The organism is Victivallis vadensis (assembly GCF_003096415.1).
GTDB lineage: Bacteria > Verrucomicrobiota > Lentisphaeria > Victivallales > Victivallaceae > Victivallis > Victivallis vadensis.
Genome location: NZ_QEKH01000028.1, coordinates 22,582 through 46,370, shown reverse-complemented (window position 1 = coordinate 46,370; position 23,789 = coordinate 22,582). Strand labels below are relative to the sequence as shown.

Annotated in this window: 20 protein-coding genes and 1 pseudogene; 14 read left to right on the top strand and 7 right to left on the bottom strand. The window is 57.9% G+C overall.

Features of this window, described 5'->3' with window-relative positions; all coding sequences use genetic code 11:
• Positions 1–67 precede the first annotated feature (67 nt).
• Entirely contained in the window at positions 68–1,306 is a 1,239-nt protein-coding gene (locus tag C8D82_RS15485; protein ID WP_116885195.1) for a trehalase family glycosidase, read from the bottom strand.
• A gap of 76 nt (positions 1,307–1,382) precedes the next feature.
• Positions 1,383–2,120, bottom strand: a complete 738-nt coding sequence (locus C8D82_RS15480; RefSeq protein WP_116885194.1) for a helix-turn-helix domain-containing protein — start codon at positions 2,118–2,120, stop codon at positions 1,383–1,385.
• Positions 2,121–2,308: 188 nt separating this feature from the next.
• On the opposite strand from C8D82_RS15480, the gene C8D82_RS21310 reads away from it, so the two are divergent.
• The 3 genes from C8D82_RS21310 to C8D82_RS15470 all read left to right on the top strand — a co-directional run bounded on the left by C8D82_RS21310 (position 2,309) and on the right by C8D82_RS15470 (position 5,191).
• Positions 2,309–2,446: a hypothetical protein gene (locus C8D82_RS21310; RefSeq protein ID WP_165833118.1), complete on the top strand. Its 138-nt coding sequence runs from the start codon at positions 2,309–2,311 to the stop codon at positions 2,444–2,446.
• Between the two features lie 158 nt (positions 2,447–2,604).
• Complete coding sequence (locus C8D82_RS15475) at positions 2,605–4,308, top strand: FAD-dependent oxidoreductase (protein ID WP_116885193.1); 1,704 nt, start codon at positions 2,605–2,607, stop codon at positions 4,306–4,308.
• A 148-nt stretch (positions 4,309–4,456) separates the two neighbouring features.
• A complete protein-coding gene (locus C8D82_RS15470; protein ID WP_116885192.1) occupies positions 4,457–5,191 on the top strand; it encodes a type II secretion system protein in 735 nt (244 codons plus the stop codon).
• Between the two features lie 130 nt (positions 5,192–5,321).
• Here the strand turns inward: C8D82_RS15470 and C8D82_RS15465 are convergent, their stop codons facing one another.
• From C8D82_RS15465 to rpmF, 3 genes are read right to left on the bottom strand one after another with little or no spacing between them, the layout of a single operon-like run.
• On the bottom strand, positions 5,322–6,308 hold the full coding sequence (locus tag C8D82_RS15465) for a beta-ketoacyl-ACP synthase III (RefSeq protein WP_116885191.1): 987 nt from the start codon (positions 6,306–6,308) through the stop codon (positions 5,322–5,324).
• Positions 6,309–6,336: 28 nt separating this feature from the next.
• Positions 6,337–7,380 carry a phosphate acyltransferase PlsX gene (gene plsX, locus C8D82_RS15460; RefSeq protein WP_116885190.1) on the bottom strand — a complete coding sequence of 348 codons (1,044 nt, stop codon included), beginning with the start codon at positions 7,378–7,380 and terminating at the stop codon, positions 6,337–6,339.
• Positions 7,381–7,432: 52 nt separating this feature from the next.
• Complete coding sequence (rpmF, locus tag C8D82_RS15455; RefSeq protein WP_116885189.1) at positions 7,433–7,612, bottom strand: 50S ribosomal protein L32; 180 nt, start codon at positions 7,610–7,612, stop codon at positions 7,433–7,435.
• A 244-nt stretch (positions 7,613–7,856) separates the two neighbouring features.
• On the opposite strand from rpmF, the gene C8D82_RS15450 reads away from it, so the two are divergent.
• The 7 genes and pseudogenes from C8D82_RS15450 to C8D82_RS15425 all read left to right on the top strand — a co-directional run bounded on the left by C8D82_RS15450 (position 7,857) and on the right by C8D82_RS15425 (position 16,279).
• Positions 7,857–8,840 (top strand): ROK family protein, encoded by a 984-nt coding sequence (locus C8D82_RS15450; protein WP_116885188.1) that lies wholly within the window; start codon positions 7,857–7,859, stop codon positions 8,838–8,840.
• Complete coding sequence (locus C8D82_RS15445) at positions 8,840–9,457, top strand: MBL fold metallo-hydrolase (RefSeq protein ID WP_116885187.1); 618 nt, start codon at positions 8,840–8,842, stop codon at positions 9,455–9,457. The genes C8D82_RS15450 and C8D82_RS15445 overlap by 1 nt, the downstream gene beginning before the upstream one ends.
• Positions 9,458–9,460: 3 nt before the next feature.
• Positions 9,461–11,725: an AMP-binding protein gene (locus C8D82_RS15440; RefSeq protein WP_116885186.1), complete on the top strand. Its 2,265-nt coding sequence runs from the start codon at positions 9,461–9,463 to the stop codon at positions 11,723–11,725.
• A gap of 239 nt (positions 11,726–11,964) precedes the next feature.
• A pseudogene (locus C8D82_RS22360) lies at positions 11,965–12,042 on the top strand (prepilin-type N-terminal cleavage/methylation domain-containing protein); the annotation flags it as partial.
• A gap of 114 nt (positions 12,043–12,156) precedes the next feature.
• On the top strand, positions 12,157–12,726 hold the full coding sequence (locus C8D82_RS15435; RefSeq protein WP_147835982.1) for a hypothetical protein: 570 nt from the start codon (positions 12,157–12,159) through the stop codon (positions 12,724–12,726).
• Between the two features lie 347 nt (positions 12,727–13,073).
• Positions 13,074–15,146, top strand: a complete 2,073-nt coding sequence (locus tag C8D82_RS15430) for a hypothetical protein (RefSeq protein WP_133245233.1) — start codon at positions 13,074–13,076, stop codon at positions 15,144–15,146.
• Positions 15,147–15,187: 41 nt separating this feature from the next.
• Positions 15,188–16,279, top strand: coding sequence for a GntR family transcriptional regulator (locus C8D82_RS15425; protein ID WP_116885183.1), 1,092 nt, complete (start codon positions 15,188–15,190; stop codon positions 16,277–16,279).
• A gap of 57 nt (positions 16,280–16,336) precedes the next feature.
• Here C8D82_RS15425 and C8D82_RS15420 read toward each other — a convergent pair whose 3' ends face one another.
• Positions 16,337–17,167 carry a hypothetical protein gene (locus C8D82_RS15420; protein ID WP_116885182.1) on the bottom strand — a complete coding sequence of 277 codons (831 nt, stop codon included), beginning with the start codon at positions 17,165–17,167 and terminating at the stop codon, positions 16,337–16,339.
• A gap of 174 nt (positions 17,168–17,341) precedes the next feature.
• Here C8D82_RS15420 and C8D82_RS15415 point away from each other — a divergent pair, with 174 nt between their 5' ends.
• The 4 genes from C8D82_RS15415 to C8D82_RS15400 are packed head-to-tail and all read left to right on the top strand — an operon-like array spanning position 17,342 to position 22,902.
• Positions 17,342–18,358: a glycoside hydrolase family 130 protein gene (locus C8D82_RS15415; protein WP_165833117.1), complete on the top strand. Its 1,017-nt coding sequence runs from the start codon at positions 17,342–17,344 to the stop codon at positions 18,356–18,358.
• A gap of 14 nt (positions 18,359–18,372) precedes the next feature.
• The gene (locus tag C8D82_RS15410) at positions 18,373–19,125 is read left to right on the top strand and encodes an H-X9-DG-CTERM domain-containing protein (protein WP_116885180.1); all 753 of its coding nucleotides are present in this window, start codon (positions 18,373–18,375) and stop codon (positions 19,123–19,125) included.
• A 30-nt stretch (positions 19,126–19,155) separates the two neighbouring features.
• On the top strand, positions 19,156–22,128 hold the full coding sequence (locus C8D82_RS15405; RefSeq protein WP_116885179.1) for a DUF5696 domain-containing protein: 2,973 nt from the start codon (positions 19,156–19,158) through the stop codon (positions 22,126–22,128).
• 3 nt (positions 22,129–22,131) lie between these two features.
• Positions 22,132–22,902 (top strand): carbohydrate-binding family 9-like protein, encoded by a 771-nt coding sequence (locus C8D82_RS15400; protein WP_116885178.1) that lies wholly within the window; start codon positions 22,132–22,134, stop codon positions 22,900–22,902.
• Positions 22,903–22,942: 40 nt separating this feature from the next.
• Here C8D82_RS15400 and C8D82_RS15395 read toward each other — a convergent pair whose 3' ends face one another.
• Positions 22,943–23,788: an adenylate/guanylate cyclase domain-containing protein gene (locus tag C8D82_RS15395; protein ID WP_116885177.1), complete on the bottom strand. Its 846-nt coding sequence runs from the start codon at positions 23,786–23,788 to the stop codon at positions 22,943–22,945.
• Position 23,789: the final 1 nt, after the last annotated feature.

Below are 23,789 nucleotides of genomic sequence, written 5' to 3'. Positions count from 1 at the left end.
TCAATTTCACTTCGCGAAGCTGTTCCGGCAGCATTACAGCCTGCCGCCGGGACGCTTTTCTGATCCGTTACCGGGAACGGCTGAGATAGTCGGCGGCGCAGACGAACACGCTGGCAGTCCATCCCATCATCGCGGGCATCGGATGCGTGCCGCGGATATCGACGGTGCCGTCCGCCACGTTGTACTTCTCCCACAGTTCGCCGGTCTTTTCAAAGTTCGCCGTGACCAGATCGACGTACTTCAGAGCGAGACGCCGGGCGGCTTCGGTGAAACCGTTGCGGTCGAAAGCTTCGATTGCAATCAATTGCAGCGGCGCCCAGCCGTTCGGGTAATCCCACCGGCACTGCCGGTCGGATTTGCCAGGTTCGCAGGCGGCGAGGCCGTAGTCGCACTCCAGATACTTTTCCGCCGCGAACAGGGTGGATTCCGCCTGTTCCGGCGTCGCGAAGCTGGCCCAGAGCGGAAACAGCGAGGCGGCGGAAAATACCGGTGAATGCCGCTTGTTGACGAAGTCGTAATCCAGAAATACGCCGCGCTCCTCATTCCAGCAGTAGCGATTGATCAGGTTCCTGCGGATTTCGGCGCGCTGTTCCCACTCCATCGCATGGCCGAGGTCGCCGAGGTCGCGGTAGAGCAGGGAAATCTCCCGCCGGGCGATATACATCAGCACGTTGAGGTCGATCGGGGCGTAGTCGAGACAGCGGTGTTCGAAGCGGGGCGTGAAATCCCAGCCGGATTCCGCTTCGGCAAGGGCATGGAACGCCGCGGCGCGCCGGGCCGCCGGATCGGCTTCTTCCGCCGGGCAGCCGGGACGCTGCACACAGCAGTCCGCATAGAACTCCTCAATCGCCGCCGCGTCGGGATTGCCGCTGTAATGGTGGAGGCCGCAGGGAGTGCGGCGGTGGTCATTCCAGAAGGCCATCTCCTTTTCCAGCCCGGCGACCGCGCGGGGCAGCCACTCCCGGTCGTTCGGGAATTTGCGGGCGATCAGTTCGATCATCGGGGCGAGGAAGGGCGGCTGGGAACGGTTCAGATGGAACGTGCGGTTCCCTGCCGGCACAAAGCCATAGGTTTCCACCTCGTAGAGCAGGTTTTCACAGTTGTTCCGGGCCTGTTCGGCAAAGCCGTCCAGCACCAGTCCCCGGCTGGCGAAGTAGGTGTCCCGGTAGGAGAACTCCTGAAACGCCGGCCGGGCGCAGGGAACGCTATAGGGATGGGGCAGGCCGAGCAGGGTGCCCTCGGCGGTGCGGTGGATGCGGGTCGTTTCCGGCCAGCGCCGTTTGATGAAGTCGAGAACCTTCTGCATATTCTCCCCCCGGGTTGAATGATTGCACTCTCCGGTTTAATATAGCGCTCCATCCGCCGTTGTCAACCGGAAGAAGTTACTCTTCACCGAGCAGGTTGCGGATGCGGCTGGTCAGCAGCGAGCACTCGAAAAGCAGCCGGTCGAAATTCCGGGTGTCGGCGGCGTCGCCGTAGAAGGAGACGCCGTAATAAATCTCTTTGCACCGGACCGGGAAACAGATGTTCCAGCGCTTGTTCGGCTCCATCCGCAGCAGATAGCCGTTGGTCAGTACGCTGTCGACCAACTTTTCCAGCAGCTCCCGTTCTTCGTTGAGGTAGGCCGGATCGGCATTGTCGTTGCGGGCGGAATCCATCAGCTTTTGCACCGCCTCCTCGCGGGAGAACGCCTGCGAGAGGATCACGATCGCGATGTTGGAGCGGTGAAAGGGCACCTGGCAGGGCAGGCCGTACATCTGGTTCTGGCTGAACAGGTCGCTGCGGTACAGATAGACCAGCTGGCCATGCTGGATGCCGGCGAATGCGCCGTGGACGCCGAGCGCTTCCGCCTTGGCCCGGATCAGCGGATTGACCGTGCGGGGCAGCGGGGAGCTGTTGATCGCGTTCTGCCCGAGCCGGATCAGTCCCAGCGCGGCTTCGAAATGGCGGTAGCCGGATTTGGTCACATAACCGGCCTCGACCAGATCGGCGGTGATCCGGCTGGCGGTACTGATGTTCAGGCCGAGCGTGGTGCTCAGATCCTTCAGCGAAACAGGTTCCGGCGAAGCGGCGATCGCCTCCAGCACCAGAAAAGTCTTTTCCAACAATTTATTTTTCATCACAGGCTCTTTCGACAGATAATTTCTTGTAAGGAAAATAATATCTTACGATGTTAAATTCAAGCTCGGAAATTGTAAATTGACCAAGTTCATACAAAAGATTTGCATAAACAGTGCGTTTCTTTGCACTTTCGGCATTTGCACAGTATAATATGGCTGGAAACTTCGGAATGACCGGGAGGGACGATGTGGGAAAAAAAACTCCAAATCGGAAAAACGATCCGCTGTTGCAGGCAATCGTCATTCTGCTGCTGGCGCTGATTCTGCCGGGGATGGCGCTGCGCATTTTCAGCGGCGTATTCGAGCTGCTTGCTGCTTATTTTTAATTGTTCAAAATATCATATTGTAATATTTTTGCAAAATAATTGCATCATTTGATAATCTTTGCCTTGTCATTTCTGTAAAATCCATTATAATTAATAACGACGGATGGAGTCGGATTGTCTTTTGTTCATATCGTTAAAATTTTACGGGGGTATCGGGAATGATGGTCAAGACGAGAGAGCTTTGTGCTGATTTTGTGGTGGTCGGCGGCGGCATGGCGGGACTTTGCGCGGCGGTCGCCGCGGCCCGGAACGGGGCGAAAACCGTGATTATTCAGGACCGGCCGATGTTCGGGGGCAACGCTTCGAGCGAGATCCGCATGTGGATCTGCGGCGCACACGGTCCGAACCGCAAGGAGACCGGCCTGCTGGAAGAGCTTCAGCTCGACAACTATTACTATAATCCGGAATTGCGCTTCACGATCTGGGATGATGTGATGTACTCCTTTGCGATCCGTGAACCGAACCTCAGGGTGCTGCTGAATTCCTCCGTCGAGAAGGTTGAGGTTGAAAACGGCAAAATCACTTCAGTCACCGCGTGGAACCTGGTGGAATACACTCGCTACAAGGTCAGCGGAAAACTTTTCTCCGACTGTTCCGGCGACGGCATCCTGCGGCTCTCCGGCGCGAAGTTCCGGCAGGGACGCGAGGGGCGCGATGAGTTCGACGAATCCCACGCACCGGAAGTCGAAGACAAAAAGACCATGGGCAACTCCATTCTGATCCAGCTGCGCCGGACCTCCGCGCACCGGCCGTTCCGCGCGCCGGAGTGGGCCTATCATTACACCGACGAGACCGCGCCGAAACGCAACCTGATGCCGGAAGGCAACAACTTCTGGTGGATGGAGTTCGGCGGCGTGAAGGACACGATCACCGACGCCGAGGAGATCCGCGACGAACTCTATAAAATCGCCTACGGCGTCTGGGAGTACATCAAGAACCATCCGGACGGGCGCGGCCACGGCTGGGAACTGGACTGGATCGGCAGTCTGCCGGGCAAGCGTGAAAGCATCCGGTTTGTCGGCGACCACATCCTGTGCCAGAAAGAGGTCGAGGCGGAGGGGAAATTCAAGGACAGCGTCTGCTACGGCGGCTGGACGATGGACGACCACCATCCCGAGGCGATCTACTATCCGGGCGCGCCGACGATTTTCCATCCCGCGCCATCGCCGTTCGGGATTCCGTACCGTTCGCTCTATTCGGTGAACATCGACAATCTGTTCTTTGCCGGACGGCAGATTTCGACCACGCACATGGCGCTGAGTTCGACCCGGGTGATGGCGACCACCGCGATGATGGGGCAGGCGGTCGGCACCGCCGCCGCGATCGCACTGCGCCACGGCGAACTGCCGCGCGGCGTTTACGAGCGCCATCTCGACGAACTCCAGCAGACGCTGCTGGATCAGGACCAGTTCATCCCGAACATTCCGCGCCGCGTGCCGGAACTGACCCTGAAAGCCAGGAGTGACCGTGAAATCCTGCGGGACGGCTGGGATCGCGACTGGGACGACGGCGAGCACGGCGCGAGCTTCGCGGCGGGTGAAAGCTGCTCCTACACCTTCGACAAACCGGAGACGGTTTCCGGAGCGCGGCTGGTGTTCGACAGCGATCTTGCCGACCTGAAGCGGCAGCGCAATGTGGAGACCTCCGGCGAAATCCGCGAAATGCCGGCGAAGTTGCCGCGCGCCTTCCGGGTGGAAGCCGATGTGGACGGCAAAAACGTCGTGCTGGCGAATGTGGAGGAAAACCATCACCGGCTGGTGCAGCTGGCCTGGAAACCGGTTCAGGCGTCGGCGGTGCGGCTGGTGCTGGAAACGGGCTGGAGCGCCGAACCGATGCGGGTGTTCTCCTTCGACGTGAAGTAAAGAGGATCTCCCGGGGATGTTCCGCGATTCCGCATGGAGTCGCGGAACCGTCTGTTTTCAAAACTCTATGGAATTTTCCGAAGCTGTTTTCAGAAAATTCCACAGTTGACAATAGTTATTATTATCTATATTGATTAGAAAGGGAGCTATGAAAAGAAGTTTTACTTTAATCGAATTGTTAGTAGTGATTGCGATCATCGCAATTCTGGCCGGAATGCTGCTGCCCGCCCTGAACCGGGCGCGGGACAAGGCGAAGGAGATCACCTGTACCAACAACGACAAGCAGTTGGGGCTGGCCTATGCCCAATACAGCGACAACAGCGATGGCTTCATGCCGTTTACCGATACGATCAAAAACAACCAGCAGGTTCTTTCTGAAAAAACTTTTCTTTCCTTGCAGCTGGCCCCTTATGTCGGAGCCAGCGTCAATGAGAGTGATACTGCCAATCTGGGGCGGATCAAAAATTTTGAATGTCCGTTGCTCAACACCTACGTCGCCGGTACGGACCGGAAGAAATTTGTGTGCGGTAAATGGCCGAACGGCATGGCGCATGCAATGCCGAAGACCGGAACGAGCGGAATCAAGATTTCCAACGGTAAGGCGCTGTCATCCAAAATCATCATCATGTGCGACCTTTCCGGCTCGATGCGCAATTCGATCGTATTCCGGCCCGCTCCGTTGAATTGGTACTCGTCCGGCAGCTTCAAGAAAGAGCGGACCGGAGTCCACTCCAGCGGCAACGGTGTGCTTTTCGGCGATGGCCATGCCGCGACCGTGTCGTCCAGCCACTGGATGAACGGCAGTTCTTTAAATCCTTCCGCATTCCTGCTGGATCGTCCTTATAGAGAGGATGATACGGACTTTGGTGGAATTACGAAGTAGCACCGGGGGCAAGTCTCCGAATCGGAATTCCGCATTCGGCGGCCGGGCGAAGCGCCCTGATCGCCAAAGGTGAAATCCCGAACGGAAAAAAAGCCGGAGTTTTTCGGCTCCGGCTGTATCGCATGGGAAATCAGTAGCGCAACAGGATTGCGCCCCAGGTCAGACCGCCGCCGAATGCGGTCAGCAGCAGATAATCGCCGCGCTCGATATCGCCGGAGCGGATGATTTCATCGAGGCAGATGCCGATGGAGGCGGCGGAGGTGTTGCCGTAGTGACCGATGTTTTCGAAGACCCGGTCATTGGCGACGTCGAGGCGTTGCGCGACGGCTTGAATGATGCGCTGGTTCGCCTGATGCGGTACGACCATCCGGATTTCAGAGGGGGCGACATTCGCGTCTTCCAGCGTCTTTTTGCAGGCGCTGACCATTGCGTTGACCGCAAGCTTGAAGGTTTCGCGGCCGGCCATATGGATCGAATGCATATGATTGGCGAGGGTTTCCGCGGTGAACGGCATCCGGCTGCCGCCGGCGGGCATGATCAGGATATCGGCATAGCCGCCGTCGGCATGCAGATCGCTGGCCAGCAGACAGTCGGCGCCCTCCGCACCGGTATTTTCCAGCACTACCGCGCCGGCACCGTCGCCGAAGAGCACACAGGTATTGCGGTCGGTCCAGTCGGTGATGCTGGAGAGCTTTTCTGCGCCGATCACCAGCGCGTATTTGTATTTGGGATTCGCTTTCATCAGCGAATGGCCGACTTCGAGCGAATAGAGCAAACCGGAGCAGGCGGCTTCCAGATCGAAGCAGAACGCATTGGAAGCGCCGAAGCGTTTCTGCAGGATGCAGCCGGTGCTCGGAAACACGTGGTCGGGAGTGATTGTCGCGACGATGATTACCGAGAGCTGGTCACCGGTGATTCCGGCCATTTCAAGCGCGCGTTTTCCGGCTTCATAGGCGAGGTCGCTGGTGGCCTGTTCCGGCGCGGCGATCCGGCGCTCCTGAATTCCGGTGCGAGTGCGAATCCACTCGTCACTGGTTTCGACCATCTTTTCCAAATCCGCATTGGTCATCACCCGGTCAGGGACATAGGACCCGGTTCCTGCAATTCTGATGCTCATTTACGCTCCCGGCGTGTAAAATTAAACTTCATTGCTTTTCGGCGGCCAGCTTCTTTTCCAGTTCGGCCGTCGTACTGTGCGTCTCGTTGATTTTCGCGATGATCCGGTCGTTGAGACCGAACGTGACGCACTCGCCGGCCACCCGGATCGCATTCCGAACCGCTTTGGGGCTCGATGAACCGTGGCCGATGATACAGATTCCGTTGATTCCGAGCAGCGGTGCGCCGCCGACGTCATCGGCGTCTCCGAATGCCTTCAATTCGCGGAACGCGTTTTTCGCCAGCATCGCCCCGACCAGCCGCAGCGCGTTTTTGGTCAGCACCCGCTTCAGCCAGAACATCGTGGACTTCGCCAGGCCTTCAATGCCTTTGAGCATCACGTTTCCCGCGAAACCGTCGCTGATCAGCACATCGGAAGCTCCTTCGAATACCACGTCCGCTTCAACGTTGCCGACGAAATTGATCGGCAATTGATCCATCAGCTTGAAGGATTCCTTGGTCAGTTCGCACCCCTTGATGTCCTCGCCGCCGACACTCAGAAGGCCGACGCGGGGCCGGTCGAGCTTGAACAGATACTGGGCGTAGATTTCACCCATGATGGCGAATTGCGCCAGATTGACGGGAGTGCAGTCGGGGTTGGCGCCCGCATCCATCAGGATGAAGCGCCCTTCCTGGGAGGGCAAACTGGCGGCCAGCGCGGGCCGGTCGACTCCGGGCAGGGTCCGGACCAATACCTTGGTCGCGGCCACCGTGGCCCCGGTGTGGCCCGGCGTCACCATCGCGTCGACCTGCTTTTCTTTCAGCAGCTTCGCGCACACGGTGATCGAAGAATTACGCTTGGCGCGCAACGAAATCGCCGAAGGCTCCGACATCTCACAGACCGTTTCGGCGTGAACCACCTGAACCCGGGGATGATCGGCGATTCCGTACTTTTCCAGATAAAATGCCAGTTTGGCCTGATGACCCACCAGTACGAAATCGTAATCCGGAAAATCGGCCAGAGCGATGGTCAAACCCTCGACCACCACTCCGGGCGCATAATCGCCACCCATGGCATCAACGGCAATCTTCATACTCGCTCCAGCCTCCAGAGACAACGGAAATCAACGCAAACGCAGAAACGGCTTACGCTTCGACGTTCAGGACCTGCTTGCCGTTGTAGAAACCGCAGGACGGGCAGACCCGGTGCGGTGTCGACGGAGCGGAGCAGTTGGTGCAATAGGTGGCCTGTACGCCTTCGTAGCGGTTGGCGGCCTTGCGCTGGCGTCTCTTCATTCTCGAGGTTTTTCTTTTCGGTACAGCCATTTTATCAACTCCTTGATTCGTTGTTTTGTGTCGTCTTTTCGTCATCCCCGCATCACGGGGACAGAATTCATACAAGTAGCTTACTATATCACAGAATCGTTTTTTTGCAAGGTGTGCGGACAAGTTTATCGATGAAAAGCCGTTCCCTCCTGCCCGCCGGGTTGAAAAAAGCTGCAAACAGGGCTACTATAAATAGAAAGTAGCAAGCGTGATTTTTTCAACTTCCATTTCGGGAGGGGGTTTGATGGATAAAAAATTTCTGGTCGGATTCGATGTCGGCGGCACCAAGTGTGCGGTGATCCTCGGCGCCGCGGGGACGGACGGCGAACTGGAGTTTCTGGAGCGCGGCGTTTTCCCCACAGCGGAGTTCCGTGAGCCGGAGCGGTGCATCGAGGAGATGACCCGCCTCGCCGACGGGATGCTGGCCCGGCACGAGCTGACCAATGATCGGCTCCACGGCCTCGGCGTCTCCTGCGGCGGTCCGCTGGACAGCCGCGCCGGAGTGATTCAGTCGCCGCCGAATCTGCCCGGCTGGGATGAGGTGCCGATCGTCAGCATGCTCGAAAACCGCTTCCGCCGCCCGGTCCGGCTTCAGAACGACGCCAATGCCGGAGCGGTCGCCGAGTGGAAATTCGGTGCCGGGCAGGGAGTGGAATCCATGGCGTTTCTGACTTTCGGCACCGGACTCGGCGCCGGCCTGATTCTGAATAAACGGCTTTATGCGGGGTGCTGCGACCTCGCCGGGGAGTGCGGCCATATCCGGCTGGCCCCGTTCGGACCGGCCGGCTTCGGCAAGGCGGGCTCCTTTGAGGGATTCTGCTCCGGCGGCGGCCTTGCGCAACTGGCCGCGATCCGGGTTCGGGAGCAGTTGCAGCGGGGAATACCGGTGGAGTGGTGTCCGACTGCCGCCGATTTGTGCGCCGTGACCGCCAAAACGGTTGCGGATGCGGCCGACGGCGGCGACGACCTCGCCATTGCAATCTACCGCGAGTGCGGCGAATGGCTCGGGCGGGGACTGGCGGTGCTGGTCGACCTGCTGAATCCGGAACTGATCGTGATCGGCAGCATTTTCGCCCGCTCCGAGGCGCTGCTGCGCCCGGCGATGGAGGAAACCTTGCGCGGCGAGGCGCTTCCGGCCGCGGTGGAGCGCTGCCGGATCGTCCCGGCGCAGCTCGGGGAAAAGATCGGCGACTACGCCGCCCTCTCCCTGGCGATGGGGGAGTACTGATGAGCGTCACGGTCCACCAGCTTGCGGTCGGCGGTTTCGATCACAATTTCAGCTATCTGGCGGTCGCGGCGAATGGAGACGCGCTGCTGGTCGATCCGACCGGCGACGCCGAAGTGATCTGCAGGGCGGTCGAAGCGGCCGGAAGCATCACGCCGCGCTATATCCTGCTGACTCACGGCCATCTCGACCATACGCAGGCGGTCGGGGAGGCGCTCGGCTTTTTCCCGGCTGAGGTGGTCGCGCATCCGAATCATCCGCTGGCGGGCCGGACGCGGCTCCGGGACGGGCAGCTGCTGCCGTTCGGGGAGACCGCGGTCGAAGCGATCTTCACGCCGGGGCACACCCGCGATTCGGTCTGCTACCGGTTCGCCGACGATTCGGCGGTTTTCACCGGAGACGTGCTGTTTGTCGGCTGTATCGGCTTCTGCCGGTCGAAGGAGATGTACAACTCCCTGATGAAAAAGATTTTGCCGCTGGCGGATTCGCTGGTGGTTTATTCCGGGCACGATTACGGCCCGGTTCCTTTCCGCACCCTCGGAGAAGAGAAAAAGCTCAATCCTTATCTGAACTGTCATTCTCTCGAAGAGTTCAAAGCAGAACTTCAACATCTGGAATAGCTTATGCACTGGGACTCCATTCTTGCCGCCGTATTGAGCCTGGCCGTGGTCATCGGCCTGCTGATTTTCTTCCTGAAACCGCATTGGACCTTGAAAATCATCGTGTGGCTTCTGCGGCACACGGTGGTCAATCTGCGGGTGATCGGCGGCGCGAACATCCCGGAATCCGGGCCGGTGCTGATCGTGTCGAACCATGTGTCGCTGATCGACCTGCTGCTGATCCAGTCGATTTCGCCGCGCCCGGTGCGTTTCATGATCCAGCAGGAGGTGCTGGAGTTCGTGCCGACCCGGTTCATCTTCTGGTATCTCGGGGTGATCAAGGTGCCGAACCTGCGCCGCCCCAAGGCGATGCAGCGGTTTTTCGAGCGCAGCCGCGCCGAGCTGCGCAAGGGCGGCGTGCTCTGTCTGTTCCCGGAGGGCGGCATCTCCGGCAACGGCGGGCTGATGCGGTTCAAATCGGGCGTCGCGCCGCTGCTGCCGGCGGGGGTTCAGGTGTCGGTGATTCCGGTGCGGATCGGGATGCTGTGGGGGAGGCTGTTCACGATCTTCCGCGGCAAGCTCAAATACCAGAAGCCGCGCACGCTGCCGGTGCAGTTCAACCTGAACATCGGCGATCCGGTTTCGCCGGAGCTTTCCGCATTCCAGCTGCGCCAGCGCATCTCCGAACTGGGCGCGGAGGCGGAGATGGGGCCGCAGCCCAACGAGGTGCCGATCCACACCGCATTCGCCTTGCGCGCCAAACGCCATCCTTTCGCGGTCACCTATTACGATGCGGACGGCGCCAGGGTCACGAATTTTGAAATGCTGGTCCGCGCCGCGATCCTGTCGAAGAAAATCCGTGCCCTCGACATCGGCGAATCCGGCTATGTCGGCGTATTGATGCCGAACTGCACGGTTCTCGCGTCGCTGATGCTGGGCGTGATGTACAGCGACCGGACTCCGGCGGTGATCAATTTCAGCGCCGGAGCCGACGTCGCGCTCGAAGCCGCCCGCCGCGCCGGAATTTCGGTGATCCTGACCAGCCGCAAATTCCTTGCGAAACTCGGCTGGGAGGCGGCTCCGGAGATGGTGTTCCTTGAGGACGTCGCCAAATCCGTGACGAAGCGGGAGAAAAAGCGGGCCGCGCTGCGCATTCTGCTGCTGCCGCGCCGGATGCTGGTGCGCCGCCTGGCGCCGCTCTCCGGCTTCAACGTGCAGCGGCAGGCGGTGCTGCTCTTCTCCTCGGGGTCGACCGGCAGGCCGAAAGCGGTGATGCTGACTCACCGCAACATCAACTGCGATCTGTGGGCGTTCTGGCGGGTGATCGTGTGGAGCAAGGCGGACCGGATCGTCGGCAATCTGCCGCTTTTCCACGCCTACGGCTTCACGGTGGAATTCGCGTTCCCGGCGATGTCGGGCACGCCGACGGTCTATGTGGTCAATCCGCTGGATTCGGCGGGGGTGGTCAAGGCGATCGAGGAATTCAACATCACGATCCTGACCGCGACGCCGACCTTCCTGCAGAACTACATCCGCAAGGCGAAGCCGGAACAGCTCCGTCCGCTGCGGTTGGTGATCACCGGCGCGGAAAAACTCCGTCCCGAGCTGGCCGCGAAGTTCCGTGCGCTGACCGGGCTTGAAATCATCGAGGGATACGGCTGTACCGAACTCTCGCCGATCGTGACGATCAACCTGTGCAATTCGATCTTCCAACTGGGCAGGCACGCGGACCATCCGGGCAGCATCGGCACGCCGCTGCCGGGCATCCACGTGCGGGTGGTCGATCCCGATACCGGCTTCGAGCTGGGGCCGGACCAGCCGGGCCGGATGCAGGTCAAAAGCGGCATCGTGATGAAGGGCTATCTGAACGATCCCGAACAGACCCGCAACGTGTTGCGCGACGGCTATTACGACACCGGCGACATCGCCCGGATCGACCAGGACGGTTACGTGTATATCACCGGCCGCGCCTCCCGCTTCAGCAAGATCGGCGGCGAAATGGTGCCGCATGAACTGGTGGAGCAGGCGATCGCGAAAATCCGGGGGCGCGAGGAGCGGGAGGTCGCGGTGACCGGCCGCGGCGACGCGAAGCGCGGCGAACGGCTGGTGGTATTCTATACGCCCGACGACCTCGACCCGGCGGCGATTGTGGAGGCCCTGCGCGGTGAGAAAATGCCGAATTTGTGGATTCCGAAGGCGGAGGATTTCGTGAAGATCGACCATCTGCCGCTGCTCGGCAGCGGCAAGCTGGACCTGAAAAAGCTCAGGCAGCTGGCCGACGGATTATGATTCTATCCTGAATCCCGATTTGTAATTATAAAGTTTGCGGTTCGTTTGGTATTACGGCTGTAAAATCGCTGAGTGTCAATCCGTTTTTCGTTGCGTATCAGTGTGACTGGCTTTATTCTGATCCAAATATCTGGTGATTTCTGTAATTTTTGAAATTTTTTCAATATATACTCTTGACTTTAGAATAGCTTCGTGCCATAATATATAGCATCGACAGTAATAAACGATTGGAGGTTTTTATGCGAAGCAAATTTCAATTTACATTGATTGAATTGCTAACGGTGATTGCGATCATTGCAGTTCTTGCCGGAATACTGTTGCCGGCTCTGAACCGTGCCAGAGGGAGAGCTCACTCTACTGCATGTCTGAACAACCAGAAACAGATCGGGACCGGTTTCCTGTTCTATGCTAATGATTTCAATGATAGCGTAATGTTGGCATTGAATGTCGGGAACGCGGGCAATTGGCACTCCTATCATGCTTTGTTGAGTGATTCTCCGAGCTGGCAGGCAACTGCCGACTGGGCGGCAAACCTGCCGGCGCCGATGTTTTTCAAGCTGGGTTATTACAATTGGAAGCTGAATAACTGTCCCGCAACCGCGCAGCGCCTGCCGGATGCAACGAACTATCATCCCTATGTATATGCGGTTCCTTTCCCGAGCGGCGATCCTTCTTTCGGGCTGCGTCCGGAGTATCAGACTTGGTCGGGCGGCGGCAATCCTGCCGCATATATCCTGCTCAAACGCATGAGGCGGGGAGATAAAAGCTGGGGACTTGCCGATTCAGTCAAAACCGATGATCAGCCGGACCTGCAGATATGGTATGTCACGACGGGTCAGAACGCAGGATATGCGCTCCGGCACAGCGACCGCGCGAATATGTGGTTCTTCGACGGACATGCGGCGGCGACCGACCGTTTCAGGCTGCGTGAAATTTTCACTTTCCATTCCGGCGGTTCGACGGTTCCGGTTGTAATCGGGAACAGTAAATTCAATTTCTGATGATCATGATGAAATATCTTTTTCTGTTTTGTATGACGCTGGCGGCCGGTGCGGCCGTTGTGGATACCTCCGAATCCCTGGTTGCCGCGGCTCCCGGTGCAGCCTTTGTGCAAGGGGAGAAATTGAAATTCTCATTGAAGTGCGTGGAATCGCCGCCACGCACATGGACATTGCGAAATTGGCGCGATGAAGTGGTGCGCCAGGGAACGTGGCCGGGGAAGGAACTGGTTCTGGCACCTTTGCCCAACGGATACTATAAGCTGGAGCTGATTGGCGGCGGGGGCTTTACAGGCAGTCGCGGATTCGCGGTAGTTTCCGATCCCGGAAAGCGGCCGGCAAATCCGGATATGTTTTTTGCTTTGGACTCCGCCCAGAGCTGGTTGGCCCGGCCCGATGCGGAGAATCCCCGACAACCGGGAAACGCCTTTGAAATCGTTTCGGAGGTCGCCCGGCGTTCCGGTGCGGGCATGGTACGCGATCGCATGAGCTGGGCCGAAGTGAATCCCGCCCGGAACCGATATGTGTGGACCTATTACAAGACCAATGCGGAACTGCTGAAGGAACGCGGGATCAGGCTCTCCGGAATGTATCACGACTCTCCCGGCTGGTGCAGGAACGGGAAAGGTTTGCTCCCGACCAATCTTCTCGACACATACGTTTTTGCAAAAAATGCGGCGGAGGCTTTCAGGGGCTGCATGGCCAATTGGGAATTCTGGAACGAACAGGATCACGGCTTCGGTCAGGAGAGCGCGTGGGATTACGCCGCTGCTCTGAAAGCCGCATCGCTGGGGTTTAAAGCCGGGGAGCCGGAGGCGACGGTAGCGATCGGTGGTTTTGCGATAACGCCGGTGCTGCCGTATGCAGATGTCGTGATGAAAAATGGAGCGGGCTGCTACTTCGATATTTTCAATATCCATACTTACCGGCCTCTCCGGGATTTTCCGGAGATCCTGACGGACATCCGGGCTCATATGGAACGCTGCGGTATTGCGGGCCGGCCGATCTGGTTTACAGAGAACGGTTCCGGCATGGAGGGGGCTGGACGCGAGGAGAGCTTTATGCCGGGAATCCGGCAACACTCTTTCGACCAAGAACTGCTGATTGCGGAGTATCTGCCGAAGATGATGATCTCCATGCAGATGCTCGGGGTGTCCCGTGATTTTTTCTTCGTTCTTCCTCCCTACAGCGAGAATGGAGGAAACAAGGATTGGGGGCTGATGCGGCGCGACTACACGGTGAAACCCGGCTTTGCCGCTTTCGCCACGCTGGTAGATCAGCTCGGCGATGCGATCCCGGAGGGGGAGGCTGATGTCGGTGATGGCGTGAAAGGATATTTGTACCGACACAGAAACGGGAGTCGGACTCTGGTATACTGGAGTATATCCGAGCTTGATACGGAACCGGTTCGTCCCGGACTCTCTGCGGCGGACCCTAAATTGCGCAGGATTGTCCTTCCTCCGCAGGAAGGGCCGTTATGTGGGACCGACCTGTTCGGAACGCCTTTTGAGATGAAGGAGGAAGCATTGACGGTTTCGCGCTTTCCGAGCTTTCTCCACGGTGTGACCGGTCTGACCGTCATCGACCGGGCCATCCTTCCACCGGTTGCCCGGGATCCGGAAGCCGGAGAGGACAGAACAGTCGTGTTCCGTACGGAACTTTCAGAGGATTTTCTGCTTTCCAGCGGCAAGGACTATGTGGATATCCGGCAGCCGGAGGCGCGTTTCAAACTGGAAATCTGGAACCTTTCCGGGAAACCGAAGAAAGGGACGATCACGGTTTCCGGCGGGGATTGTACCGGGATTCCTCCGTCGGTGTCTGTTCCACCCTTCGGCAAGGCGGAGTTGGCGCTCCGCTTTTCGCCGGCATATGACGGGGCCTTTAAGACGGTCCTTGCGGTCGGCGGGGTTTTCAATGGCCGCAGGGTGACGCCGTTGGTGGTTCCGGTACAGGGGCTGCAGGCGATGGCGGGTTCCGGGCGGAAACTGGAAATCACGGCGATGCTCGATCCGGTCAATTGGCGTAAAAATGCTTCGGGCGAGATGCAGATCGCTTATGACGAGATGGAAGAGGCTATCCGTTTCCACACCGTTTTCCCGGCGATCGAGGACCGCTGGAGTTATCCGGAATACGAACTTCAACTGCCGCAGGAGTCGTTGAAGGGGGCGCTTGGAATTGCGTTGGAGGCAAAGGTCTCTTCGCCCGCCGCAGTCAGGCAGATGCTGGTAATGGCGGTTCCCGGTGAAGGGGAACGCGACCTCTATTTGCGGGTTGCTCCTGATGGGGAGTGGGAGAAGCTTACTGTGCAGTTTCCTGCCGGGTTTGAACCGGACCGGATAAGGCGGCTGCGGATCGGAGTGAACAGCGCCGCCGGAGAAATTACCGTTTGGCTCCGCAAGATTCGGTTTGTATATGCTCCTTGAACGACTTGCATTTTGGCGGTTTGCATGGAATATTAAGCAATATGCGTCCCAGTAAGGTAAATCAAATTCGAGAGCAGATTCTGCGGGAGATCCGGATCGGAAACTATCCGCGCGGCGCGCTGCTTCCGCCGGAGCGGATCATGGCCGAACAGTTCGGCGTCAGTTATATGACGTTGCGCAAGGCGGTGGGAACGCTTGTGGCTGAGCGTTACCTTGAGCGAGCCCACAGCATCGGCACCTTTGTTCGCTGCGAAATTCCGGAGCATAAAGTACAAAAGCAGCTCGGGGTGGTACTGCCCGCCTGGTCGGCGCCGGAATACCTTGATTTCAACATGTATATCTCTGAGGCTTCCGAACATGCGAGATGGCTGGTCAAAGTGATCTATGCTCGCTCGTGGGAAGAAAAGACGATTGCTGACTTGTGGGGAAATTCGGATGCCATGTTCTGTATGTCGATCCGTGATCTCTGGACGATTCCGGAATCGTTGCAAAAGAAATTCCGTTCCGGAGGCAAGCCGGTCGTATTCTGCGGAAGCGTGGATGGAATCGGCGGCGTGGATGCCGTGGTCGATTCCCCCGAGTTCGGACTGGTGGAATTGGCCTGCAGGCTGTATGAAGCCGGCTATCGCCGGATTGTGCAGGTGGAGCAGTTCATACGCAACATGGCCGGGAAGCGTTTCCTGAATCCCGGAATGCATCAGATAGGCCGTTATATGGCGGAACATTACCCGGATGTGGTGCTCGATGATACCTCGCTGCTTTTCGAGGTGCCCCGTTTTGAATTGCCCCACAAGGTGCTGACGGAAAAGGTGCGGATGCTCGGCAACAGCTTGCGCGGAGCATTGATCGTCACGCCGTTGAGCTGTTATTGGGGAGTGATGCGCGGACTCTGTGATTCCGGCATGCGCGTTCCCCGGGAGGTGGGGGTGCTCTGTTACGGCGACCGGCTGGAAGCCTGGTATTACTGTCCGCGTCCGGCGGTGTTCTGCACACAGGCGCGTGAAATGGCCTTTCGCGGAATAGAGTTGGTACGCTGGCGGGAGCAGAATCCGGATGCTCCGCCCCGGCATGAGCGAATCGTCGCTGTTTTTCAACCGGGAGAAACGATGGATGTGGGGGCTGGGAATTATTGAACATATCTGCTCCGACAGAAGCGGAATCCCGGAAACTTCAAGAGAACAGGAAGCAAGCTATTTGAGGCGGGAGCGCTTGCGCGGCGGCCGCCGGTAGACTACCGTGCCGTCTTTCCTGACATCCAGCCCCGCCGCGAATCTGGCGTTGCATGAGGCGGCGATTGCGATGTTTTCGGCGAGGAGCTGCCGTCCCTCCGGGGTGGCGATCGCCTGTTCTTCGGCTTCGCGCACCAGCCGGAACTTCCGGCCCGGCTCCAGATAGACCAGCCCCCAGCCTGCCGCGATTTCATCGGGAGCCACCAGATTTTCCGGCACGGCCAGATAGCAGTAGTCCGCGACGCCGGTGTGCCGGATATGCTCCAGGCGGCTTCCCTGATGCAGCGCGTGCTGGAGCTTTTCGAGCCTTCGGCGCAGTTTCAGGTAGTCCCGGTTCCGGCTGGCCGCGTAGTTCCAGACCCGGAAGTCCGAAAACAGGTCGTCGGTCGAACCCAGTTCCGGCTCTGTCCGGCGGATCTCCGCTTCCAGGGCCTCCTTTTCGGCACGCAATTCATGGATGGCCGCCAGCCGGGCGTCCCGGTCCGCGCAGTCGGCGAAGCAATGCTCGAAACGTTCATACAATACGACCACCGCGGTGCGTTCCACACTCCGGTTGCGGCCGGTTTCGCCGCGCCAGAAACCGGCTGCCGTCACCTGATATTTGTGAAAGCGCGCCGGAACCCGCATCGCCGCCGCATCGGGATTCAGCGACCACAGGAAGCCGAAGCAGAGCTGCTGCAGCTCCCGGTGCGCCGGTTTTCGCCGCGCCGGCCGGGGCGGCGGAGGCGGTTCGGGGACCGGCTCCGCCGGGATGAAGCTGAACAAATCCAGTTCGGTATCGAAATCGGCCATAGCTTGTAGATCCGTAAATCGGTTGAATTTCGGTTGAATACCATAACATACCACCGGTTGCGCCGTTTTTCCACCGCAATTCGGGCAATGCTTCCGGTCATCGGTTCGGAATCCGGGAATCCGATCGCAAAATGATGGAAATCTGTCGATTTTTTTGAATTGCCTCTTGACATTTTGAACAAAATCGATCATACTATTAATAGCGAACGAAACAGTTTACCAACCATAAGAAACATTTTCCATGTACAAGAAATCTTTTCAACGCTACGAGAAAATCCGATTCTGACTGTCCGGAACCTGCCGGAGAAGGCGGGCTACTTCATCCTGAATCCGGGAGCGGTCAAATTCAACGGCGAATACCTGCTGCTGGTCGACGTGTTCCACAACGAGGGCGGCATCCTGTTCTGGATCGCGCGCAGCCGGGACGGTTACCACTTCAAGTTCGATCCCGCGCCGGTGGACTGGCCGAAACCGCCGGACTACTGGGAGGAGAACGGCGTGTACGATCCCCGCATCACGCAGATCGGCGACGACTGGTTCATCGCCTACGGCAGCCACAACAACGCGCTGAACGGCACCCGGATCGGTTTCGTGAAAACCCGTGATTTCGTGAAATTTGAATCCGTATCGATCAGCTCGGAGATCAACAACCGCAACGGCGCGCTGTTTCCGGAGCTGATCGACGGCAGGTACTGCCGCCTCGACCGCCCGTTCGGCGGCGGCGAACAGTCACCCTGCGATATGTGGATGAGTTTTTCGCCTGATCTGGTCTACTGGGGGGAAAGCCGTCCGGTGATGAGTTCGCGCCCCTGCCACTGGGACCAGCTCAAGCTCGGCGCGGGCGCTCCGCCGATCCGGATCGAGGAGGGATGGCTCGAAATCTACCACGGAGTGTCTGCCAGCTGCGACGGTTCAATCTACGCGCTGTTCGCGGCGATTCTCGATTACAGGGAACCGTGGAAAGTGATCGCCCGCAGCAAGCGCCCGCTGCTTTTCCCGGAAACTCCCTACGAGCGGACCGGCCGCGCCGGCAACGTGGTGTTCACCTGCAATGCGCTGCTCGAACCGGACAATTCGGTGAAAATCTACTACGGCGCCGCCGATGCCTGCATCGGGCTTGCGGAAATGCAGCTTGAGGATATTGTAAAAAGCTGTTACGAGGGCTATCAGTATATGTTGAATCAACAGTAAAGGAGAGCAGTATCATGAAAATCACTCAAAACCGCGATTTTCTGCCGCGTACTATCCGTTTCACCCTTATTGAGCTGCTCATTGTGATAGCGATCATCGCGATTCTGGCGGCGATGCTGCTGCCGGCGCTGAACAAAGCGCGCAGTGTGGCGCAGGCAGCACGATGCCTCAGCAATGTCAAGCAGATTACAACCGCCTGCCTGATGTATGCGGATTCCGATGCCGGAAACCGGGTGCCGCCTGCCGACAAAGCGGCACAACTCGGGCTCTGGTACGTCAGCGATTATGCGACATGGGCCGGGTTGCTTGTGATCAATAAATACGTCGGTACAAATATTTTCAATTGCCCCTCCGACTCGACTGGTTATCAGAAGATTCTGGAATGGAAGGAAAAAGCCTATTCGCCGATTGGATACGGCATCAACGGTTATCTGAACAGCTATTGCCATGATGAACGTGCTCCGCTTAAGACGTGGAAAATCCCGAGCAGTTCCGTGTTGGTCGGAGACGGTTCAACGACTATCCTGCTGGGGTATACCACGAAGTTGCGTTCCCGGCTGGCCAATGCCAATGACCGGGAGTGGGCGGAAAACAATCTGATGGCGGGCCGGGTCGATGTGACTAAGAAGCGGCATGGCCACGGTTCCAATGTCGGTTTCTGCGACGGCAGCGCCCGCAGCGTTTCCCAGGATGATGCATTTGCCGTTGAAGAAAGCACCGGTCTGTACAAGATTCGGTACGCGGTCGATAAACATTGGAAATGGTAAGACCATTATTTTTCTTAAGGAGTATTCAAGATGAAGTTTATGACACTGTTTGCTGTCGCATTGGCCGGTTCCGTTTCTTGGGGAGTTGCGGCGGAAATCGTATTGAACAATGGCTTTGAGGCCAGAACCGCTAAATATCATGACCACCCGGATATATTTCTCGGGGTGGAGGCCGCCGGCTGGGAGAAACTGTTTGCCAGGGGACGGAGATTGACTTTTGATGAACGTGAGTTTGAAAATCAAACCGCTGTTGATCGGGTTTCCGATGCCGGGCGAACGCAGACGGTCGGCTTCGAAGGATTTACACTTTCCACCGCTCCTGCCTATTTGCTGTCTGTTCCTCGAAGTCTCGGGGCCCCCGGGAAAAACGGGGAGATAACCGGCCGTATTCTGTTCCGGGAACCGGTTGCGGCCGCTGGTGTCGGGATCTGTTTTGCCACCGGTTCGCTGCGGATCCAGTTTGTCGGAGAAGAGGGGGATGTCCTGAAAGAGTATGTGGTTCACGGACAGCCCGATCCTGAAAAGAACAATACATGGCAGGACTATTTTGCCGTCTTTCAGTCCACTGATGAATTTTCCCGGGTCAGGGAGATCACTTTTGCCCGGCTGAATCTCAACAAGGGAACGACTGATCATTTTGCGATTGACAACCTTTGCTGGAATCCCGCACCTGTGATTCCTCCGGTCAAGCTGCCTCCGGTAGTTGCCGCCGATTATTCCCTGCTGAACGGGGCCAACCGGGTGAATGTTGCGCCGCAAGTTCCGGCGGGAAAGCCTTCGATTGCTCTGAAAGACGGAGTGGCGGTTCTGGAAAATCAGCTGGATGGCACCCGCTATACCTATCGGTTTGAACCAAAGGCCGGGCTTTCCGGCATTACCGCAAGCCTGAACGGCGCTCCGGCATTGCCGATTACGCTCCGCATGGCGCCGGAACTCGGCGGCAGGGCCGCCGCTGAAGAACTGGTCGCCGTCCGACAGGAGAATGATGCGGTGATTGCCGAATACATCTGGAAAAACGACAGATTCACTTTACCGGTAACGGTCCGGCTGTATCTCTCCGGCGGATCTCTGTGTTTTGATTTCAGTTCGGAAAAGAAAAATGTACCGCTGCGCATTCTGAAACCGCGTCCGGAACATATGCGGTTGATTACCAACGGCGATAATACCAAGTTTCGCTACAACGACAATATTGCGTTCTTCGGTTTCGGCGGCGACCTCGGCTATCTGGAAGCTCCCGGCTGGTTTTTCTCCTATCAGGCCGATTGGACCAAAACCAACAGCACCTCTCCCGCTCCGACCATCACCTATCAGTCGACACTGGACGGCAAGACGGTCGCGCCGTTGAGGGATACCGTGGCAATCACCGTGGCCGATACTCTCCCCAAGGTGCTGCCCTCCATTCCGAATCCTGTTTCACCCTATCGGGAAGAACTTGCTTCCCGGGTGGTGATGGAATACTGGTACGGCCATTTCGACGAACTCGGCGACCTGCTTGATACGTACCATCGCTACGGTATGGATCAGCTGGTGATTCTGGTTCATCGCTGGCAGAATGCCGGATTCGACCGCAAGCTGCCGACCATCATGCCGCCTTCGACAGCGCGCGGCGGACTCGATACCCTGAAAGCGGTCATTGACCGGGCAAAGGAAAACGGCATGCGTATTGCGCTGCATGATAACTATAAGGATTTCTATCCGACTTCGCCGCAATGGAATCCGGACGATCTGATGCTCTGTTCCAACGGCAAGCCGCAGCGTGCCTGGGCGGATTCCTGCGAGATGGCGCCGTCGAAAATCCTGAAATATGCCGAACCGAATATGGCTGAAATCCGCGAAAAACTCGGACCGAACGCCGGATACCTCGATGTTCACAGCGCCCATCTGCCGTGGTGGCGGATCGACTTTCGCGCCGGTGTTCCCAAGGCGGGGATGACCGCCGGAACCCTCGAACCGAACAATGCGCTGTGGCAGTTGGCTCGCGACAGTTATCAGGGGCCTGTATTCGGCGAATCTTCCCCGTTGACCAGTTGGGTTCACTCCGGCCGTATTGATGCGGTAATGGCGGCAACCAAGCATGACAACAGCCTTCTGGTGGACTTTCAACTGTTGAAGATCCGTCCGCTTGCCACAAACCACGGCGCGGGCTATTTCGAGCGTTGGAACAAGCGCGGCTATGCCAATGACTGGGAACTGGCCCCGCTGCTGCCTGCCGAATATGCCCGGTACAGCTTGAATGAACTTTCTTTCCTGAGTTCTCCCACTATCGATGACAAGATGAAACGGCAGTTCCTGCCCGCCGCCGTCCAATATTACCAGAAACGGAAGATTGTGGAGCGACTGGTCAACCAGCCGGTGAAAGCAATCTGGTATTACACGCCGGACAACCGTAAACTGACTTCGAGCCAGGCGGTGTTTCTGCCTAAAATTCAGATACAGCGCCTGCAATTGGAATTCGCCGACGCAAGCGCCATCTGGTTGAATTTCGGAAAAACGCCGTGGAAAGTGGATGATAAGCTCACTGTTGCGCCGTTGGGTTTTTATGCGAAGGGCAAGGATTTTGAAGCGGAAACCGGCTGCCGTGACGGTCTCTGGTTTGATTACTGGCAGGGAGAGAACGGTTGTTTCCTGAATTCCCGGAACTATGATTGGACACTCGAACCGCTGGGAAGCACCTATCATGGTCGCGGTGAAGGCAAGTCCCCCGAATTCCACAACGACGGCAAAGCGGTGTCCCGTGGTTTCCTGCGGACCGATACGGCAGTGTCTCTGGAGTTGGAGAAAGCCGGTGTTTGGCGGCTCCGCTTTTTCCCCCACGGTCAAGCCGGATTTGTTGAGGTCCGGGAAAATCCCATGGCGGGTCGAATCGTCCGCGCCATTGCTCTCGATGCCGACGGTAAGGAGTATACCGGTAACTCCTGCGATGAACTGATTCACGAAAACGATTCGATTCGGATCATTCACCGTACTCCCGGCATCTGGTCCTATAAGCTGGTGACGGAGTAGAACATGAGGAGTTTATTTTTCCTCTTTGCCCTCCTGATGGCGTTTTCCGGTTTGGCCGTGCCGGAAGCCGTCATCGCCCGAAGGGCGGTATGGGATCCGGTCATTGACGGGCGATTGACTGAACCCGACTGGAAAAGCGCGAGATGGGTTACTCTTGACCGCAGCCGTCCGGCCAGGCCGCGGACCGATGGCGAATGGAACGAACTTTCCCGGATGGTCGGTGAATATGTGAAACAGCAGTTCGCACAGAATGTTCAGGCTGCTGCTCTTTGGTCGGAACGCGGATTGTATTTCGCGTTTATAGTAGAGGATACCGATATCATTGGTCGCATGAAAGAAGGGGAGCTGTTATGGCTTGAGGATGTGGTAGAGCTGTTTCTGGCCCGCAATGCCCGCTCCGGTGAAAAGCATCTTGAAATTCAATTGAATCCGACGAATGTGATGATGCTCAATCCGCCGGAAGGTATCCGCTTTAATCGGCCGGCGAGTGCGGTGGCGGTGGATGGTTCCTTGAACTCCCATCTTGAATTCGATCGACAGTGGACGGCGGAGTTATTTCTGCCGTGGGAAGAACTGATGCGAACCGGACTTGCTTCTCCTCCGACCGGCGAAAACGCAGGGAGAGTGGCTGCTGTCCGGTTTGCAAGCTGGGATCTGACGATCTGTACTCAGCTTCGTATCAACCGTTTCACCGGGCCGGGGACCGATGATCCGCATTTCCCGGAATTCTACCGGCTGCTCGTTTGTGAAGGCTTTGAAAGTACAAAGCCGTAAACAACGTCGGAACCGTGCCGTTTTTTGACCGGTGGACACTCTACCGGTCGAGGAAGAACATCTTCATCTCCCCCTTGCCCTTGACTTCCTGGGGCGGGCGGGGAGTGAATACGCAGTCGGCGGGGGCGAGGTTCCGAACGGTTTCGGAGACGTTGATCCGCATGGGTTCGGAGAGCTGTTCCATCCGCGCCGCCGTGTTCACGGTGTCGCCGAAAATATCGTACAGGTACTTTTCCGTCCCGACGATGCCGCCGACCACGCTGCCGGAGTGAATCCCGAACCGCATCCGCCACTGATGGGGGGAATCCTGATTGCGCCGTTCCAGATACGCGCGCGCTTCAAGCGCGGAACGCAGGATGTTGGCGCAATGCTCGGGGCGGGGCTCCGGCAGGCCGCAGACCGCCAGATAGGCGTCGCCGATGGTTTTGATCCGCTCACAGCCGTGCGAAGTGAAAATATGGTCGAACTGCGTGAAGATGTCGGAAAGTTCCGCAATTACCGCCTCCGGCGTCAGCTCCGCGCTCATCCGGGTGAAACCGACGATGTCGGAAAAGAAAACCGTCACATTGTCGAAGAGCTCCGGCTTGCTCGCCCCTTCGCGCTGCAGCACCCGGATCACCCGCTCCGGCAGGATATTGCGCAGCAGCTGCTCGGAACGCTCCCGTTCCTGTTCGAGCGACTCCTTGAGTTCCAGCAGCGCGACGCTTTTTTCGGCCATGTCGATGCTCTGGTTGAAGGCACGGTCTTTTTCTGCCGCCAGCTCTTCTTCCAGCGTTTTGATCTTCTGCGTCAGGGCGCGCCGGTTACGGGCGTCCCGGAAAGTGAAACCGACCACCGCCAGCAGCATGATCCAGCTGAAAATCAGAAGACCGATCGCCAGTTGCATG